At 43.8% G+C, this 17,006-nt stretch carries 15 protein-coding genes; 12 read left to right on the top strand and 3 right to left on the bottom strand.

Going from position 1 to position 17,006, the window contains the following annotated elements; all coding sequences use genetic code 11:
• Window positions 1–276 precede the first annotated feature (276 nt).
• The 6 genes from OSCI_RS14380 (at window position 277) to OSCI_RS14355 (ending at window position 8,012) form a co-directional block, all read left to right on the top strand.
• On the top strand, window positions 277–2,427 hold the full coding sequence (locus OSCI_RS14380) for a GAF domain-containing sensor histidine kinase (protein ID WP_007355726.1): 2,151 nt from the start codon (window positions 277–279) through the stop codon (window positions 2,425–2,427).
• Between the two features lie 103 nt (window positions 2,428–2,530).
• Window positions 2,531–2,926 (top strand): STAS-like domain-containing protein, encoded by a 396-nt coding sequence (locus OSCI_RS14375; RefSeq protein ID WP_007355725.1) that lies wholly within the window; start codon window positions 2,531–2,533, stop codon window positions 2,924–2,926.
• 390 nt (window positions 2,927–3,316) lie between these two features.
• A complete protein-coding gene (locus tag OSCI_RS31085; RefSeq protein ID WP_007355723.1) occupies window positions 3,317–3,469 on the top strand; it encodes a hypothetical protein in 153 nt (50 codons plus the stop codon).
• A 238-nt stretch (window positions 3,470–3,707) separates the two neighbouring features.
• A complete protein-coding gene (locus OSCI_RS14365; protein WP_007355722.1) occupies window positions 3,708–5,435 on the top strand; it encodes a diflavin flavoprotein in 1,728 nt (575 codons plus the stop codon).
• Between the two features lie 209 nt (window positions 5,436–5,644).
• Window positions 5,645–6,274, top strand: a complete 630-nt coding sequence (locus tag OSCI_RS14360) for a hypothetical protein (RefSeq protein ID WP_007355721.1) — start codon at window positions 5,645–5,647, stop codon at window positions 6,272–6,274.
• The gene (locus OSCI_RS14355) at window positions 6,267–8,012 is read left to right on the top strand and encodes a diflavin flavoprotein (protein ID WP_007355720.1); all 1,746 of its coding nucleotides are present in this window, start codon (window positions 6,267–6,269) and stop codon (window positions 8,010–8,012) included. The genes OSCI_RS14360 and OSCI_RS14355 overlap by 8 nt, the downstream gene beginning before the upstream one ends.
• Before the next feature lie 134 nt (window positions 8,013–8,146).
• Here the strand turns inward: OSCI_RS14355 and OSCI_RS14350 are convergent, their stop codons facing one another.
• Window positions 8,147–9,328: an NAD(P)/FAD-dependent oxidoreductase gene (locus OSCI_RS14350; RefSeq protein WP_026103776.1), complete on the bottom strand. Its 1,182-nt coding sequence runs from the start codon at window positions 9,326–9,328 to the stop codon at window positions 8,147–8,149.
• Window positions 9,329–9,586: 258 nt separating this feature from the next.
• Between OSCI_RS14350 and OSCI_RS14345 the strand changes: the two genes are divergently transcribed.
• Together OSCI_RS14345 and OSCI_RS14340 are read left to right on the top strand one after the other, a co-directional pair.
• The gene (locus OSCI_RS14345) at window positions 9,587–9,871 is read left to right on the top strand and encodes a hypothetical protein (protein WP_007355718.1); all 285 of its coding nucleotides are present in this window, start codon (window positions 9,587–9,589) and stop codon (window positions 9,869–9,871) included.
• 58 nt (window positions 9,872–9,929) lie between these two features.
• Window positions 9,930–10,469, top strand: a complete 540-nt coding sequence (locus tag OSCI_RS14340; protein WP_007355717.1) for a DUF2231 domain-containing protein — start codon at window positions 9,930–9,932, stop codon at window positions 10,467–10,469.
• Between the two features lie 432 nt (window positions 10,470–10,901).
• Here the strand turns inward: OSCI_RS14340 and OSCI_RS30755 are convergent, their stop codons facing one another.
• Window positions 10,902–11,162: a hypothetical protein gene (locus OSCI_RS30755; protein WP_148288894.1), complete on the bottom strand. Its 261-nt coding sequence runs from the start codon at window positions 11,160–11,162 to the stop codon at window positions 10,902–10,904.
• A gap of 22 nt (window positions 11,163–11,184) precedes the next feature.
• On the opposite strand from OSCI_RS30755, the gene OSCI_RS14335 reads away from it, so the two are divergent.
• The gene (locus tag OSCI_RS14335) at window positions 11,185–11,808 is read left to right on the top strand and encodes a DNA-3-methyladenine glycosylase family protein (RefSeq protein ID WP_007355715.1); all 624 of its coding nucleotides are present in this window, start codon (window positions 11,185–11,187) and stop codon (window positions 11,806–11,808) included.
• 220 nt (window positions 11,809–12,028) lie between these two features.
• Window positions 12,029–12,184, top strand: coding sequence for a DUF262 domain-containing protein (locus OSCI_RS28515; RefSeq protein WP_007355714.1), 156 nt, complete (start codon window positions 12,029–12,031; stop codon window positions 12,182–12,184).
• 233 nt (window positions 12,185–12,417) lie between these two features.
• Here the strand turns inward: OSCI_RS28515 and glgP are convergent, their stop codons facing one another.
• Complete coding sequence (gene glgP / locus OSCI_RS14330; protein WP_007355713.1) at window positions 12,418–14,976, bottom strand: alpha-glucan family phosphorylase; 2,559 nt, start codon at window positions 14,974–14,976, stop codon at window positions 12,418–12,420.
• A 218-nt stretch (window positions 14,977–15,194) separates the two neighbouring features.
• On the opposite strand from glgP, the gene OSCI_RS14325 reads away from it, so the two are divergent.
• Both OSCI_RS14325 and OSCI_RS14320 read left to right on the top strand, forming a co-directional pair.
• Window positions 15,195–15,797 carry a hypothetical protein gene (locus tag OSCI_RS14325; RefSeq protein ID WP_007355712.1) on the top strand — a complete coding sequence of 201 codons (603 nt, stop codon included), beginning with the start codon at window positions 15,195–15,197 and terminating at the stop codon, window positions 15,795–15,797.
• Between the two features lie 174 nt (window positions 15,798–15,971).
• Window positions 15,972–17,003, top strand: coding sequence for a M28 family peptidase (locus OSCI_RS14320; protein WP_007355711.1), 1,032 nt, complete (start codon window positions 15,972–15,974; stop codon window positions 17,001–17,003).
• Window positions 17,004–17,006 lie beyond the last annotated feature (3 nt).

Raw genomic sequence — 17,006 nt, 5'->3', positions numbered from 1 at the left:
ATTTGCAATTATAAATTACGGATAAACGGCTGGTTTTCAGCCGCTAGTTTCCAGTCTATAATATATCTTTAAATTTAGGTTAGGATATTTTGAATTAGTTAAACCATTGATTCACCTGCATTTTGGTTCTTTCCTGGATGACTAGTTTTTTATTCTTTCTGCTATAATTTATTAATATCTAAAAAGTCTGGGTCGAGCTGGTAAGACTAAAGGCGGGGTGCAATTGAGCAGCCTCAGACAAGATTGGGTAAAACACCACAAAAATACTGACCTTCTATGTATTTGAAAGTAGAGTCACCTCACTGTCCCTGGCCGAGAGTAGCATCTAAGTTGACTGAAACAGAGGATGGTATCTCAGAGGAGGATATTTCCTTGATAGAAACAGAGGAACGAGAAAAGCTGATCGTACAATTGCAACAACAAGTTCAGTTGTCTAGCTTGCTGAATCAGATCAATAATGAAATCCGTCGTACCCTCGATTTAGAAGAAGTTCTGAATTCTGCCTGTCGCCTGCTGGGAGAAGCTCTACAATGCAGTCGCACGAGCATTTTAGTTAAAGAATCAGAAGCAGAAGAAAGTCTGATTACGCGGGGAGAATATAACAGAGGAGATAGTTTCGCCCAGCTTGGCATGAAAGTGCCAATTGCTGATAATGCTCATCTCCAAACTCTGATCTCTGAAGATAAACCTTTAGCTGTGGCAAAATTTGCCGATTTTCCCGGATTAGGAGAAGAGACAAGGGAGATTACCAAGACTTTGGGGATAAAGTCGATGCTGGCTGTTGCTACTCGCTACCAAGGACGGGTAAATGGGGTGATTGGGTTGCACCAGTGCGATCGCGAACGGGAATGGACAGAATGGGAAAAGCAACTGATTGAGGGGGTAGCATCTCAGTTGGCGATCGCGATTAATCAGGCAAAATTATACGCTGAAACCCGCCGCCAAGCGGAATATGAATCTTTGTTGCGTCTGCTGAGTAACCAAATTCGCAGCACATTGGATATTAAAACTATACTTCAGACGGCAGTACGAGAGGTTCGCCAACTTTTAAACACCGATCGTGTTGTTATTTACCAATTTAAAGACAAATGGGAAGGGGAAATTGTAGTTGAGGATATTGTGATTCCTTGGCCGTCAATTTTTGGCGATTCCATCACGGACAATTGCTTTTCTCAGGAATATGCTCAGCATTATTTAGAAGGAAGAGTAAGAGCAATCGATGACATTGAAAAGGCTGGTTTAGATAGGTGCCACGTTGATTTCTTAACTGCTTTACAGGTAAAATCTAACTTGATTGTGCCGATTGTGATTAGTAGAAATGAAAGCAGTTCCCTAGAGGTAGAGAAAGAAGAAAATGAGGAAAAGCGGAGAAGTAACATAGGTAAACCTTCCCCATCCCCCTCATCCCCCTCATCTTCCCCATCCCCCACTCGCCTATGGGGTTTAATGATTGCCCAAGAATGTCAAAGTATCCGGCATTGGCAACCCCAAGAAACAGAGTTTCTGCGGCAGTTAGGTGAGCAAATGGCGATCGCAATTCAGCAAGGGGAACTTTATGCACAAGTTCAAGAAGCGGCGATAAAATCGCAAGCTCAAGCTGAACATTTGCAAGCTACTTTACAAGAATTACGCTCTACTCAGCAGCAATTAATCCAGAGTGAAAAGATGACAAGCTTGGGGCAAATGGTGGCTGGGGTTGCCCATGAAATTAACAACGCTAATAATTTTATCCATGCTAATTTATTCCACGCTCAAGAATATGCAAAAACTTTGATTGTCGCGATTGATACCTGTACAGAAGCCTGCCCAGAAGCAGCAGATACTATTAGTAAAATCGCGGAAGATTTAGAGTTAGATTATATTGAGGAAGATTTTCCTAAATTGCTTAAGTCCATGCAAGAAGGGAGCGATCGCATTCGTTCAATCGTGACCACTTTACGTAATTTCTCTCGTCTGGATGAATCTGAATTTAAGCCTGCAAACCTGAATGAGGGTATCGAAAGCAGTTTGGCTATGTTGCAAAATAGACTGAAATCGGGAATCGAAATTCAAAAAGAATACGGAATTTTGCCCTTAGTAGAATGCCACGCAGCCCAAATCAATCAAGTGTTTTTCCACTTGATTCAAAATGCTTTAGATGCCATATTAACATCAGGAAAACCAGGGAAAATTACTATTCGCACAGAAAGTAAGGATGAGTTGGTGACAATTTCAATTCGGGACAGCGGTGTTGGTATTCCCATTGAGATTCAGAACCAAATTTTCGATCCATTTTTTACGACTAAACCAGTGGGAAAAGGTACGGGTTTGGGGTTATCTATTTGCTATCAGGCGATTGTCAAAGATCATGGGGGCACAATTCGTTGTTATAGCAAAGTTGGTGAAGGTACTGAGTTTGTTGTACAATTGCCTTTAGCCGTCTGCTAAGAAATCTGATTTTTTTGACTGGCATTTATTAGAGGTTTGAGTGAAATTGCGGTTTGCTTGTGCTACTAGAATCATCTTTTAAGTCAATTTACCACAAAATGCTATGAACTTTTTAACAACTCTCACTACTAATAACACCGATAGTATCACCCTGAGCATTACTGAAATTATCGATGATAATTTATGTATCACCTGCGAAGCTGGTCAACAAGTTTTCGAGGCAATTGCAGCAGCTTTCAGGGAAGGTAAAAGCGTGGTTCTTTCTTTCAAGGATTGTGAAGACTTTACAAGGGCTTTCCTGAGCGAGGGAATTGCTCAATTGTATGAATATTTTTCAGAAGAGCAAATCCGTAATTCACTCAGTATAGTAGATATCGATCCTGAAGATGCAGAATATATTGAGGATGTTATATACTGGCGACGGCGGTACTTAGAAGACCCTGAGCGTTTCAAGGAAGCCGCAAAAGAATCTCTGTGTGCTGAGGATGATGATGAGTAACCAAGTTTATCAGATCGAATATTACAGATTTAGCTCATCTGATTATATATTATTCGATGCTAATGTGTGGCTGTATATTTATGGGCCGCAGGGTGAGAGTTTGCCAAGATTACGAAGTACATATCACTTAGCACTGAGAAAGATTCGTGGTGCTAAGATTCCAATATTTATCGATGTGCTTGTACTTTCAGAATTCATCAATGCTTATGCTAGGTTTGTTTACAATGGATTTGCCGCAGGGAATAAAACCACAAGATTTTAAGAGTTTTCGCCAAAGTAATCAGTTTAATCAATCCTATTGCTAGCCAAATTGCTAAAGATGCTCGCAGAATACTTAAGAAATGCGAACGAATTGACAGCGGTTTTGAATCAGCGGATTTAGGCGGAATATTGAGTGGTTATGCTGTGGGAGATGCTGATTTTAATGACAAGATTTTAGCTGAACTCTGCAAGGCAAAAAATCTAAAATTGGTGACTCACGATGCCGATTTTAAATGTGAAGCTTTGACTGCGATCGCAGCTAATCGTAAATTTTTTAATTGAAAATGTAACAACGAGGGCCGGGTGAGGTGGCGAGATTAACCGATATTCGGTTATTGATTACCACATTTCGTCAATCTTGTCAAGACAGAGGCTAGAAATTAGAGGAAAGCAAGCAGAAGATAGACTTAGTTTTAGTATTCTTAACTGAGTAATAGGTTTTTTAATAAAGCTTTACAATTAAAACGTGCAAGAATAGAAGTAATGATGTATTAATGGCTTGCTCACAAGGAGGCGACAAATGGTAGCGCTCACTGAACGAGTAGAACGCAGGTTGACTGTAGAGACTGGCGCGATCGCGCCTGACACGACGACCATTCGCTGTCTGGATTGGGATCGCGATCGCTTTGATATAGAATTCGGTCTGAAAAACGGCACAACTTATAACTCATTTATCATTCGCGGCGAGAAAACAGCGCTGGTTGATACCTCCCATGAGAAGTTCCGCCAACAATATCTCGATATTCTTAAGGGGTTAATTGACCCCGCTGAGATTGATTACTTAATTATCAGCCACACCGAACCAGACCATAGCGGTTTAGTTAAAGATGTGCTGCAATTGGCCCCCGAAATAACAATTGTGGCTTCAAAAGTAGCAATTCAATTCTTAGAAGACTTGGTGCATCAGCCATTTAAACGGCAGATAGTTAAAAATGGCGACAAACTAGATTTAGGCAACGGTCACGTTATCGAATTTGTGTCAGCGCCAAACTTGCATTGGCCCGATACAATTTTTAGCTACGATGCTAAAACCCAAGTGATGTTCACTTGCGATGCTTTTGGGATGCACTACTGTTCAGACAGCACTTATGATGAAGATTTAGCAGCGATTGAAGAAGATTATCACTTCTATTATGAGTGCTTGATGGCTCCCAATGCGCGATCGGTTTTGAGTGCAATGAAGCGGATGGCCGAACTGGGAGAAATTAACACAGTTGCTACCGGTCACGGCCCTTTATTGCGTCATAATGTTGTGGAACTGACTGGACGCTATAAAAAGTGGAGTCAAGAACAAACTAAAGCAGAAACAACTGTTGCAGTTTTCTACGCTTCCGACTACGGTTATAGCGATCGCCTTAGCCAAGCGATCGCACACGGTATCACTAAAACCGGTGTTGCTGTCGAAATGATGGATCTAAAAACCGCAGATCCGCAGGAAGTTGGCGAACTGGTAGGTTTAGCTGCTGGTATAGTCATTTGTACGCCACCGAGTACGGGCCCCGCCGCCGCGATCGCAGAAACAGCAATTAACACCATTTTAGCCGCTGTTCATAATAAACAATCTATCGGTTTATGCGAGTCAGGAGGTGGAGACGACTTATCCATTTATCCCCTCCGAAACAAGTTCAAAGAGTTGGGATTAAAAGAAGCTTTCCCCAACATTTTGATCAAAGAAGCGCCGACAGAAGCCACCTATCAATTGTGCGATGAAGCCGGTACCGACTTGGGACAATGGCTAACGCGAGATAAAGCTGTTAAGCAGATGAAATCTCTCGATAGTGACCTCGATAAAGCCTTGGGTCGAATTAGCGGCGGACTGTATATCATCACCGCTCAAAAAGGCGAAGTCAGCGGTGCAATGTTAGCATCATGGGTGATGCAAGCTAGCTTTAAACCATTAGGTTTAACCATAGCAGTTGCTAAAGATCGTGCAATTGAATCGATGATGCACACGGGAGACAAATTTGTTTTAAATGTGCTATCGGAAAACAATTATCAAGCGCTAATGAAGCACTTCTTAAAGCGTTTTCCTCCCGGTGCAGATCGCTTTGCCGGTGTTAAAACTCAACCCGCTAGCAATGGTTCTCCCATTCTTACGGAAGCTCTAGCTTATTTGGAATGTCAAGTAACTAGCCGCATGGAAGTAAGCGATCATCATATTGTCTATGCGACAGTTGATAGCGGCAGAGTCAGCGATCCTGATTCTTTACCAGCCGTACACCACCGCAAAGTAGGCAATCATTACTAGGTTGGTAATAGAGGCTTTTAGGCGCTTGATTATAAAATAAAGCGCCTAAAACCTCTAGCACAAAAAATTTGTTTATAGCAGTTTTCAATTAGTAGGTACTGCTTTTAATAACTAATGAGCAATTAGCAATTAGCAAGATATGTACCTAATAAAACAGAAAGTGGCTATAAATTCACAGACTTAGTTACTAACAACTTAATTGTTAAATAATGCTTACCAACCTTTTGAATGACAGAGATTACATCATAATTATTGCTAGAAGTGCTGCTAGCAGAGAGCAAAATCATCCTCTGTACGAACACTGGCTAGCAGCTCAAGCATCCCTGATTGACTTGGCAAAAAAATGTCAAGAATTAGACAGCGACGGCTTAACTGTCTACGAAGCTTCAACCCCTCTCTGGAAATATGAAAATACAGATGTCAAGCGGTTAGCTGAAATTTTGCAGCGGCAAAATACAACACCAGACCCTGCAAACCTAATTAAAATTAGCTTGCAAGAAGCTCTTAGCGATGCTCTCAACGATTATTTTAAGCGGAAGGCAAGTCCTAAAGCTAAAAAAGGGGCGATAATTGTTGTAGTCATAGACGAAAAACAGGAAGATGGCAAACTTGTTGCTGAGACTATTATCAATACTGCCAATAAGATTGCTAAAGATGAAGAAATTGGCATTAGTTTTATCCAAATTGGCGAAGATGTAGAAACCAGAGAGTTCCTCACTTACCTGGATAACAATTTACAGCAGGTGGGTGCCAAATTTGACATTGTGGATACCAAATTTTGGCAGGAAATCAAAAGAAGTTCCATAGTACAGTTTCTAATTGGTGCGATACATGACTAACACTCTAACTCCTCAAACTATCTCTAACTCGAAACCCCGTGATGTCCAATTTTTCCAGATTGCAGCAGAGACAATTGTACTGCGATCGCGCACTTGGGACAGACTCAAATTCGAGGTTGAATATTCCCTCCAAAGAGGGACAACGGCAAATTCTTTTCTCATTGAATCTGACAAAACAGCCTTAATTGACCCTCCCGGTGAATCCTTCACCAAAAACTATCTAGAGGCATTGCAGCAGCGTTTCGATATCGCTAAGCTAGATTACATCATTCTCGGACACTTTAATGCCAACCGAGCCGTAACTCTCAAAACTCTGCTAGAAATAGCTCCTCAAATTGTCTTTGTTTGCACAAATCCGGCGGCAATTTCGTTGCGTGCGGCATTTCCCGACCAAGAGTTAAATATTAACGTTGTCAGAGGTGAAGAAACCCTTGATTTAGGGAGAGAACATCAATTAAAATTCGTTGCCACTCCTACTCCCAGATGGCCAGACGAACTTTGCACCTACGACACGAAAACACAAGTTTTATTCACAGATAAACTTTTTGGTGCTCATGTTTGCGGCGATCAAGTATTTGATGAAGGGTGGAGCGTTTACAGCGAAGACCGCCGCTATTATTACGATTCTTTGCACGCATCTCAGGCAAAACAAGTGTTAGCAGCACTGGATAAATTGGCGGATTTACCTGTTAAATTTTACGCTCCCGGTCATGGGCCATTGGTGCGTTACGGCCTCACAGAATTAACCCATTTGTATCGGGAATGGAGCCAACAGCAAAAGACAAAAGACTTGACAGTAGTGCTGATTTATGCGTCTGCTTACGGAAATACAGGGATATTAGCACAAGCGATCGCAAAAGGCATTACTAAAGCAGGTGTAGCCGTTGATTCAATTAATTGCGAAGCAGCAGAACCAGGAGAAATTCAAGAAGCCATTGAAAAATGTGATGGATTTATCATCGGTACGCCTACTTTAGCCGGTCATCCACCTACTCAAATTGTAACTGCTTTAGGGGTAGTTTTATCCACAGCAGCTAAGAACAAATTAGCGGGTGTATTTGGTTCTTATGGTTGGAGTGGTGAAGCTGTTGATTTAGTTGAAAACAAACTCAAAGATGCCGGATATCGGTTAGGGTTTGAACCAATTCGAGTTAAATTCAAGCCTACAGATGTCACGATTCAACAATGCGAAGAAACGGGAACTGACTTTGCTCAAGCATTGATAAAATCTCAGAAACTCCGCGCACCCCGACCTGCATTAGGTAGCGGTGCAGACCGCACAGAACAAGCTGCTGGTCGAATTGTTGGCTCTCTTTGCGTAGTTTCTGCTAAGCGTGGAGAAGTCGCTAGCGCGATGTTAGCATCGTGGGTATCGCAAGCAACATTTAATCCTCCAGGTGTTACTTTGGCGGTAGCAAAAGATAGAGCAATTGAGTCTTTGATGCACAATGGCGATCGGTTTGTGTTGAATATTTTAGCAGAAGGCCGACAATTACGGAAGCATTTCATGAAGAGCTTTGCTCCCGGTGAAGACCGTTTTGCCGCAGTAGAAACTCAGGAAGCTAGTAATGGTTGTCCGGTTTTGAGTGATGCTCTTGCTTATCTGGAGTGCTCAGTTGCAAACCGGATGGAATGCGGAGATCATTGGGTAATTTATGCGGTAATTGAAAATGGTCATCTGCTCAAAGCTGATGGTGTGACAGCGGTGCATCATCGTAAATCGGGGAGTTATTATTAAATATTCGTTGATACGCGCGATTACGTAACGCCGCCAGGATGGCGGCGTTACGAATAGTTTTGCGTAAGTCCTATAATTAACGTGAGGTCAAAATAAACCATCTGAGTAGTCGCCTTCCTAGTTGCACTTTTCAACTAAACAAAACGACTGGGAGATAATTTAGGAATTAACGGATCGTTTTCCCCAACAGCACAATTAGCAAATCGCTTAGCTAGAGGCGGTACAAATACTAAAGGATTGCTAAATCCCGAAAATATATGTATTCCCTCAATATTAGGAATTGCACCAATTAAAGGTAGACGATCGCAACTAAAAGCCACTAAGCAATCGTGCCAAGTTGCCGGTAAATTTTCCAAAGCAGGTAAAAACTTCCCCACACCTGCGCGAATGGCGGCCTCACTTTCAGCGCGATCGACAGTAGCATTAGGATCGCTTAACACGCGAGATAATTGCCCAATACGGATGCTACCATCTTGGAATTGAATCGCACCTGCATCTAAAACTGATGGTGCCAAAACATTTCCAGGTTCATCCCACAAGGGATCGACTTCAACTTGACTCGCCGCCGCTTCCATGGGGAAACGTTGGAGCACTGCTTGCATGATTAGCGATCGCACTTTCACCTCTCGGCTAGCTTGAGGCGGTATCTCCAACATCTCAGCGCGTGTGAAATATAGCCGTAGAGGAATCCCGGCGGATGTTAACAACATCCTACTCAAACCCCCGGCGCAAACAGCCACATTCTGCGCGTGATAAGTCTCTGTCGCACTCTTGACTCCCAAAATGCGATCGCCTTCCCGGACAAATCCTCTCACCTGAGCAAATTCTATGGAACCACCCAAATCCACAAAGCGATCGCTGTAACCCTGAGTTGTGGCTTCCGGCGAAATATGACCGTGCGCGACAGTAAGGGCACCAGCGATCGCCTTGGGATTTAGCAGAGGTTCCAACTCGCAAGCCGCCTCCACACTCAAAAGCCGAGGCGCGATCGCAAAATGCGCGTAGCTAGCAGCAACTTTCTCAGGGCGATCGCCAGCAGCAATTGTTAACAATAAATCCAGTTCCCGAAACTGAGTATCGGTATCCAACTCTTGAGATAAATGGCGGTGAATTTCAATTCCCTCGCGGCACAATTGACAAGTTAAATCTGTCGTACCAGACCAAAATGCAAGACCACCATAACTAAAACGAGTAGCATTTTGGACTACACCATTTTGCTCTAATAATAATACAGTCAAACCTTTTTTGACCAATTCATAACTAAGAGCTGCACCTGTAATCCCAGCACCAATAACAATCCAGTCAAAAGTTTTCATTCCCATTTTAGAGTTAAGGAGTTCTACAATTTTAAACAAAAATATGTCCGTAGGAAGAGGTCGCCTTCGAGGTCGGCAGTTGGAAGTTACCCCCCTTGAGAGATGCTTTCTTAGGGCGTTTTTACTTTCAATATAGGTAATGCTACACCAAAAGCTGACGCTTGCTGTATCAGCCGCCAAAAGTACCTCAAATCCTGTGGGTAAGGCGAAAGCAAAAAAGTAAAACGACAAAAATTTAGCAAGGCGCAAGAGGAATTTATGACTATCGACAAGACTAACGCAATTAATGACGTTAATCGCGCCACTAATCCAGGCGATCGCATCTCCGATGAACCCCAATCCATCGAAGAAAAAGCTAAGCAACTGGCCGTCGATGACGTTCCCGACATTACGGGAGACAATATTACAGTTCCTACTTACTTCATTGTTGAAGAACCAGACGGCGAAAAGAAAGCACTGCATCACGTTAAGGATGCTGACGAAATATCCGATGTAATTAGACAAGCTCGTACTGATGAAAATGGCGAGCGCGTGTGGCGGTAAATTTAAATTCCCGATCGGGATGTCTTAACTTTTTCAACACTTATTTAACGGAGGAATCATGGAAACAAATCAAAGAGAGACAGCACCTTTCCCCAATATTCCGCCGATTTTGGAAAGTCTCGATTCCGAGTACCGCGACAGTGGTATAACCAGCTCGATTAACATCGCAGGCCATCCGATCCACCCCGTAATTGTGATCTTCCCAGTTGCCTTTTTAGTAGGAGCAGCAGGTAGTGATATTGGCTATTGGCTAACAAGCGATCCCTTTTGGGCTAGAGCCTCTGTTTGGCTGATTGGTGCAGGTTTTGTGAGCGGTATTTTAGCAGGAATTACGGGCTTTTTGGACTTCTCAAGAATTAAAAGAGTCCGCGATCGCAGTGCTGGCTGGTTGCACATGGCTGGTAATATTACAGCTCTAGTATTGTCCCTGATTAACTGGGTAATGCGCTTCGGCGATCCAATCGCGCCCATATTTCCCATAGGCATTACAATTTCTATCATTGTCGCCACTTTGTTAGGAATTAGTGGTTGGTTTGGCGGGGAACTAACGTTTCGACACAAAGTTGGCGTGATTGGGCCTAGTAGCCAAATGCGCTAGTTACTTGTCAATAATCCCAGATTTTTATATAGGGATTGAATCCTGAAAATATGAGCCTGTAATGCTTCAGGGGGCGCTTTTCGCCCCCTGAAGCAATAAGCTCATCGAAGAGCTGCATTCAGAACGAAAGCTCTAATTTGAATACCTCTCAAAGATAACCATGAATATCCGTTCTTTACCATAAGTAATCAGATGATTTCTTAATTGCCGTAAAAAATAAATATAGTTTTCTCGCTCAAAAAAGATAAGCTGACAGTTATTACCTCGGTTATAAACATGGTAGTAATTACCCGCTTGGAAGATAATTTGGCGACGTGGCATATCAGAGTGTAGGTGAGGAAGTCAGAAATGTGCGATCGCATGGGAGTTAGAAACCGGGTTTCTTACCCAAATCTTCGGTAGGATGCAAAAATTATCGCAGAAACCCGGTTTCTAGGCTGAGGGTGCGATCGCATGGGAGTTAGAAACTGGGTTTGTTATCCAAATCTTCGTTAGGATGCCTAAATTATCGCAGAAACCCGGTTTCTGGGTTAAGGGAGCGATCGCGTGGGTCTGAGAAACCGGGTTTGTTATCCAAATCTTCGATAGGATGCCTAAATTATAGCAGAAACCCGGTTTCTGGGCTGAGGCTGAGGTGCGATCGGAATACGCTAATATTTCTATATTACGTACTATTTGGAATACAAATCGCAAACAATATTGGGTTTTTGCGTAGATGAATTACTCGATCGCTATTGACTATCTCAAGGATTCCGATCCCATTTTGGGACAACTCATTGACCAAGTTGGTGGGTGTCAATTAAATCAGCGCGAGTTGGAGGGAGACTTGTTTTTTTGTCTATCCCAGTCAATTCTGCATCAACAACTTTCTACTAAGGTAGCTAAAGTCATCCACGCTCGATTTCTCCAACTTTACGCTAACACTCAGTTCCCTTTGGCGCAAGATGTCCTCGATACGCCGGATGAAGTGCTCCGCCAGGTGGGTATTTCGCGGCCCAAAATATCTTATCTCAAAGATTTAGCGCGTCATGCGATCGAGGGATTGCCGACCATTGAGGAGTTGGAAATCATGGATGATGAATCGATTATCAAGAATCTAACGCGAGTCAAAGGTATCGGTCGCTGGAGTGTTCAGATGTTTTTAATTTTCCGTCTCAATCGGTGGGATGTTTTACCTGTGGATGATTTGGGTATACGTTCAGGGATTCGGAAACTCTATGGTCTTGATGCACTTCCCGATCGCAAGACTACAGAACGTTTAGGGCAAAAGTGGAAGCCTTATTGTAGTATTGCTTCGTGGTACTTGTGGCGCAGTTTGGAACCTTTACCGTTAGTTTGAGGATTGTTAGAATCAGGGGAAGATGCGATCGCATGAAAGGGTGGTGTCTTCAGGCGATCGCTCGTATTGTTCATTCTATACATCTAGAGTGTACAATTGTCCCTATTGTCCTAATGTTGACTCTAATCAATAAAAATATTCTAGTAAATTAGATTCGTGTTAAGATTAAACGGACAGTAATCCTTCATACAGGGCTTCTTTGACATAGAGAGAAAACAGAATGGAAAACGGACAGAAGGCTATTAGCGATCTGTTTGAGAGCCGCAGAATTTTCAACATTCCTAAGTATCAACGTGCATACGCATGGGAAACTAAGCAGCTACGAGATTTTATTAGCGATCTCGATAACCAGGCTTTAGGCAAAGATTACTTTTAATGATGTACTGAGGTTATAAGAGTATTTGATTCACCAAATTGTTTGAAGGGAGCTATGAGGCGAGGAAAAGCTTTCATAATCTCTGTCTAAACCGCTGTATCAAATCCCGTAAATTGACCATAATTAATGTAGGAGCAGGTTCACAAATATCCGTAATCAAACACTCCTAGATATTGTAAACCCGCCCCTCACTCCTAACAATGATTAATCAACCAAACTGGATATAACCAACATTAAGAGGCCCAAAGAATCACACCCACTTCATAAGGGCTACTAAGATAATCGTGCTTAGGCAAAACCCGCATCGATAAACCCTGTAACCCACTGGAAGTATAAGTAATATCAGCCAAATAAAGCGTCGAATTGTGAGCATCTTCTCCCACATACTCCATCACCACCGGCATCCCTCCAATAATTTGCCCATTAGTATCCAGAGCACCTTGATAGAGTTCCACTTGCACATCCGCAGGAGTCAACCCAGCTAAATTAATTCGAGCTTTCACAGCGATCGACTGATTCACCTTAACTTCGACATCTTCAGAGACATCAACCGCCTCAATTTTGATGTCATACCACTTCTCTAGTAACTGTTTCTTCCACTCAGCTAACTCCTTAGCGGGAGCATAACTTTCAGAAGTCATTCCGTAGAAGCGATCGCTAGCCGGAAAATAGGCCCGCTGCGCGTAATCTTGTACCATCCGGGCAGTATTAAATACAGGACAATTCAAGCGAATTGCATCCTTCATTTTCGCCACCCAACCGCGAGGAACACCCTCAGCATCGCGATCGTAAAATAGAGGTACAACTTCCTTCTCCATCAAGTCATACAAAGCATTCGCCTCAACCTCATCTTGATACTCAGTATCCTCATAAAACTCCCCATGACCGATCGCCCAACCAGTGCGAACATAATCCGCTTCATCCCACCAGCCATCTAAGATACTTAAATTCGGCAAACCATTCATCGAGGCTTTCATCCCCGAAGTACCAGAAGCCTCACGGGGACGACGCGGCGTATTTAGCCAGACATCGCAACCCGCCACCATAAACCGAGAAACATTAATGTCGTAATTCGGGAGAAATACGATCGAATCGCGCACATCTTGCTCGCGGATGAAGTGAACAATATCGCGGATCAATTCCTTACCCGGAATATCCATCGGGTGAGCCTTACCAGCGATTACAAATTGCACCCGTTGGCCCTTTTCCCGCATAATTCGCTTAATGCGATCGACATCGCGCAGGAACAAAGTAGCGCGTTTATAAGTAGCAAAACGACGCGCAAAACCAATTGTTAAAACACTAGGATCGAGAGCTTCTTGGGCCAGATCGAGTTCCTTTTGGGAAGAACCGCGATCGCGCAAACTCTTGACCAACAACTCCCGCGCAAACACTACCAACTCCAGACGACAGCGTTCGTGATTGCGCCACAACTCCTCATCAGGAATCGCAGACAAACGATCCCACAAGCGATCGTCTTTGTGACTCATCTCCCAATTGGGGCCGAGATAGCGATCGTACAACTCCTGAGTAGGCTTAGCCACACAACTACGGGCGTGTACCCCATTCGTAATCGACGTAATCGGCACTTCATCCACAGGCAATCCCGGCCATAAATCCTGAAACATCGGGCGCGAAACCTTACCGTGCAAAGCCGCCACACCATTGACAAAACTGGACATTTTAATTGCCAGAATTGCCATATTCAAAGGCGCGACCAAATCACCAGTATTTTCCCGGCCTAAAGCCATAAATTCATCAGGAGATAAACCAAAAATCTCGGCATAATCGCCGACATAGTGCATCACCATCTCTGGATCGAACAAATCAAAACCAGCAGGAACAGGCGTATGAGTTGTGAATACGCTACTAGAAACAACCACTTGTTCCGCAGCCTCAAAACTCAAGTGTTCTTCCTGCATCAAAACGCGGATGCGTTCCAGAGTCATAAACGCTGCGTGACCTTCATTCATGTGGTATGTCGTCACTTTCAGCCCCAAAGCCTTCAGCATTTTCACACCACCAATACCCAGCATAATTTCCTGGTGCATCCGCAGATCCTTATCGCCACCGTAAAGTTGATCGGTGATATCTTGGTCGTAGCGGTTGTTGGGTTCAATATTCGTATCTAGCAAGTACAAAGGTATAACACCCACTTGCACCCGCCAAATCCGGGCGTAGACTTGACGGCCAGGATAGTCTACTGCAATTCGCAACTCCGAGCCATCGGGATTGCGCTCCAAGTGCAGGGGCATATTATAGAAATCATTGATCGGGTAGCGCTCTTGCTGCCAGCCATCAGCGTTAAGGTACTGGGAAAAATAACCTTCCTGGTACAGCAAACCCACTCCTACAAGCGGCAAACCTAAATCGCTAGCAGATTTGAGGTGATCGCCAGCCAGCACCCCTAAACCGCCAGAATAGATGGGCAGAGCTTTGACTAAGCCAAATTCCATCGAAAAGTAAGCGTAGCATTCCTGCTGCTTCGTACTGCGCTGTTTGCGATACCAATCTCGGTTTTTGAGGTAATCGTCTAATTGCAAGGCTGCACGGTTCATTTGAGCCAGGAAGCCTCGATCTTCTGATACTTCCTGGAGTCGCTGCTGAGAAATGGTTCCTAGCATCAATACCGGGTTTTGGTTGCTAGAGTCCCACAAGTCGCGATCGAGCCTGCGGAATAAGTCTTTAGTCTCTACATTCCAATCCCAGTGCAAGTTGTAGGCAAGCTTGCGTAGAGGTTCGAGACTTGAGGGTAACGAAGGAGAAACGTTAAATGTGCGAATTGGCTGCATGGACAAGACCTCTAACTTCAGATACGCTTATCTTCTGCTGTGTTTAGCCTTAAGTCGGTTGTTCTTAACACTGTTTTGAGATATCTATTGAATTTGGGACTGGGAACTGGGGACTGAGGACTGGGGAGAAGGGGAGAATTGCCAGTTAACAGTTAACAGTTAACAGTTAACAGTCAACAGTTAACAATTTAAAATTGGTTGTCCCGTTCTTAAAAATTATGAGCCAGACGATCGCAGAACTTGAAGCCGAAATCGCCCCCTTGCAAGCGGAAGTCCTTTCCCTGGAAGGGAAACTCGATGAAATTCGCCAACAGCGCTCTTCATTCCGAGTCGCTGTTGCCTTCCCTAAAAATAACTCACCGGAAGCTCTTGCCCAATTTCACAAGCATAATGCTGCGGCTGCGGCTAATTGGGTACAACAACTTAAGGAGATTGACAAAAGTATCCAAGCTCTAGAAATTCAACTCAAGCACAAAGAAACTTTACTAACACACAAGCAGGCTGAGTTGGATCGGTTACGCTCTCAGCAGGAATGGTTGGAACTTGAGCGACAGGTGCAAGCGGGAGGAAAGCTTTTGCAATCTCAAGCTCAAAAAATTAATCAGCTAGCAGCACAGCTAGAGGTGGAAATTCAGTCTTTTAAGGCAATTTACCAGGAGGTGAATCCGAGTTATTGCCAGTGGTTACAAAAACCTGTAACTATTGTTCAGTTTTCGGCAACGACAATTCCTCATGTTTTCTTTCAAGGCAATAAATTTGAGCTGGGGAATAAGGAAATTGACTGGAATCAGGAATTGGAAATTGAAAATGGGGAGTTATAGCTAGGGAAGAGGGGCTAGGGGCTAGGGGCTAGGGGCTAGGGAAGAGAGAAGAAGGGTTTAGAATTAAGGGTTTCGGGAATTCACAATGTCATAAGTGCCGAGAAGGTTGCTATATGAGTTTGTAGGGGCGGTACTCTCATGTCCGCTCGATTGTTATAAGTTTTTGAGTTTTCAATGAAGAATTTAATTTTGGTGTTGATGTTGATTCTGGTTGCTGTTGGGGTAGCTGGTTGGGGTTCTCACTCTTGGTATCCCTCGTTTGTACCAGAGGTGAAAGTCGATCGCACTGTGAATATTTCGCCAAACTCCACACCGCCAGAGTTGTCTTACCCACAGGAGCTAGAATTGCCACAGGTTGATTCTGAGCGACTGTGGGGACACCTTGAAGCCTTGGCGGGAGAACGTTATGGGGATGGCGATCGCGATCGCACTCGAAATTACTTATCTCAACAATTGCGAGAGATGGGATTTTCACCAGTATTGCAGCCCTTTAATGGCGGTGTCAATGTCTTTGCGGAACGTAAAGGTACTGACCCTTCAGCGGGTGCTATTCTAGTTGGTGCCCATTACGACACTGTACCGCGATCGCCGGGAGTTGATGACAATGCTACTGGGGTGGCCGTAGTTCTAGAAGTGGCACGACTTTTAAGCTCAAAATCAACGCCTCGGACGTTACAAGTGGTATTATTCGATCGCGAAGAATTGGGACTTTTAGGCAGTTTGGCTTTCACTGGTAACAAGTCGCAGTTAAAGGATTTACAAGGAGTAATAGTTCTGGATATGGTGGGTTATGCTTGCCAAATTTCAGGATGTCAGAGCTATCCAGAAGGGCTAGCTTCTAATCAATTTTTGCAGGCCGCAGGAGTGAAATCTCCAGACAAGGGAGAATTTATCGCTGTGGTAGGAGATGCCGAACATTTGCCATTACTGAGTACTTTCACGGAGTCCGGGAAAGCGGATTTACCCACAGTTGTAACGCTTCCAGTTCCCCTCAAAGGCGTGCTGACACCGGATGTTTTACGGAGCGATCACGCGCCTTTTTGGTATCAGGGAGTGGGTGCGGTGTTGGTGACGGATACTGCAAATTTGCGATCGCCTCACTATCACCAACCTACGGATACTCTAGCAACTATCGATCGCCCTTTCTTTACGGGTGCTGCTCAAATTGTTGTCAATGCTACTGCTAAACTATTAGTTAGTGGTTAAGGA

It is taken from the genome of Kamptonema sp. PCC 6506 (genome assembly GCF_000180455.1).
Classification (GTDB): Bacteria; Cyanobacteriota; Cyanobacteriia; order Cyanobacteriales; family Microcoleaceae; genus Kamptonema; species Kamptonema formosum.
This window is presented reverse-complemented; position numbering and strand designations above follow the sequence as displayed.

Coding starts and splice junctions, on each gene's coding strand:
- OSCI_RS14340 (WP_007355717.1), top strand. CDS start 9,930: ATGGAAACAAATCAAAGAGAGACAGCACCTTTCCCCAATATTCCGCCG.
- OSCI_RS14365 (WP_007355722.1), top strand. CDS start 3,708: ATGGTAGCGCTCACTGAACGAGTAGAACGCAGGTTGACTGTAGAGACT.
- OSCI_RS14355 (WP_007355720.1), top strand. CDS start 6,267: ATGACTAACACTCTAACTCCTCAAACTATCTCTAACTCGAAACCCCGT.
- OSCI_RS14375 (WP_007355725.1), top strand. CDS start 2,531: ATGAACTTTTTAACAACTCTCACTACTAATAACACCGATAGTATCACC.
- OSCI_RS28515 (WP_007355714.1), top strand. CDS start 12,029: ATGGAAAACGGACAGAAGGCTATTAGCGATCTGTTTGAGAGCCGCAGA.
- OSCI_RS14350 (WP_026103776.1), bottom strand. CDS start 9,328: ATGAAAACTTTTGACTGGATTGTTATTGGTGCTGGGATTACAGGTGCA.
- glgP (WP_007355713.1), bottom strand. CDS start 14,976: ATGCAGCCAATTCGCACATTTAACGTTTCTCCTTCGTTACCCTCAAGT.
- OSCI_RS14325 (WP_007355712.1), top strand. CDS start 15,195: ATGAGCCAGACGATCGCAGAACTTGAAGCCGAAATCGCCCCCTTGCAA.
- OSCI_RS14320 (WP_007355711.1), top strand. CDS start 15,972: ATGAAGAATTTAATTTTGGTGTTGATGTTGATTCTGGTTGCTGTTGGG.
- OSCI_RS14380 (WP_007355726.1), top strand. CDS start 277: ATGTATTTGAAAGTAGAGTCACCTCACTGTCCCTGGCCGAGAGTAGCA.
- OSCI_RS14335 (WP_007355715.1), top strand. CDS start 11,185: ATGAATTACTCGATCGCTATTGACTATCTCAAGGATTCCGATCCCATT.
- OSCI_RS14345 (WP_007355718.1), top strand. CDS start 9,587: ATGACTATCGACAAGACTAACGCAATTAATGACGTTAATCGCGCCACT.
- OSCI_RS14360 (WP_007355721.1), top strand. CDS start 5,645: ATGCTTACCAACCTTTTGAATGACAGAGATTACATCATAATTATTGCT.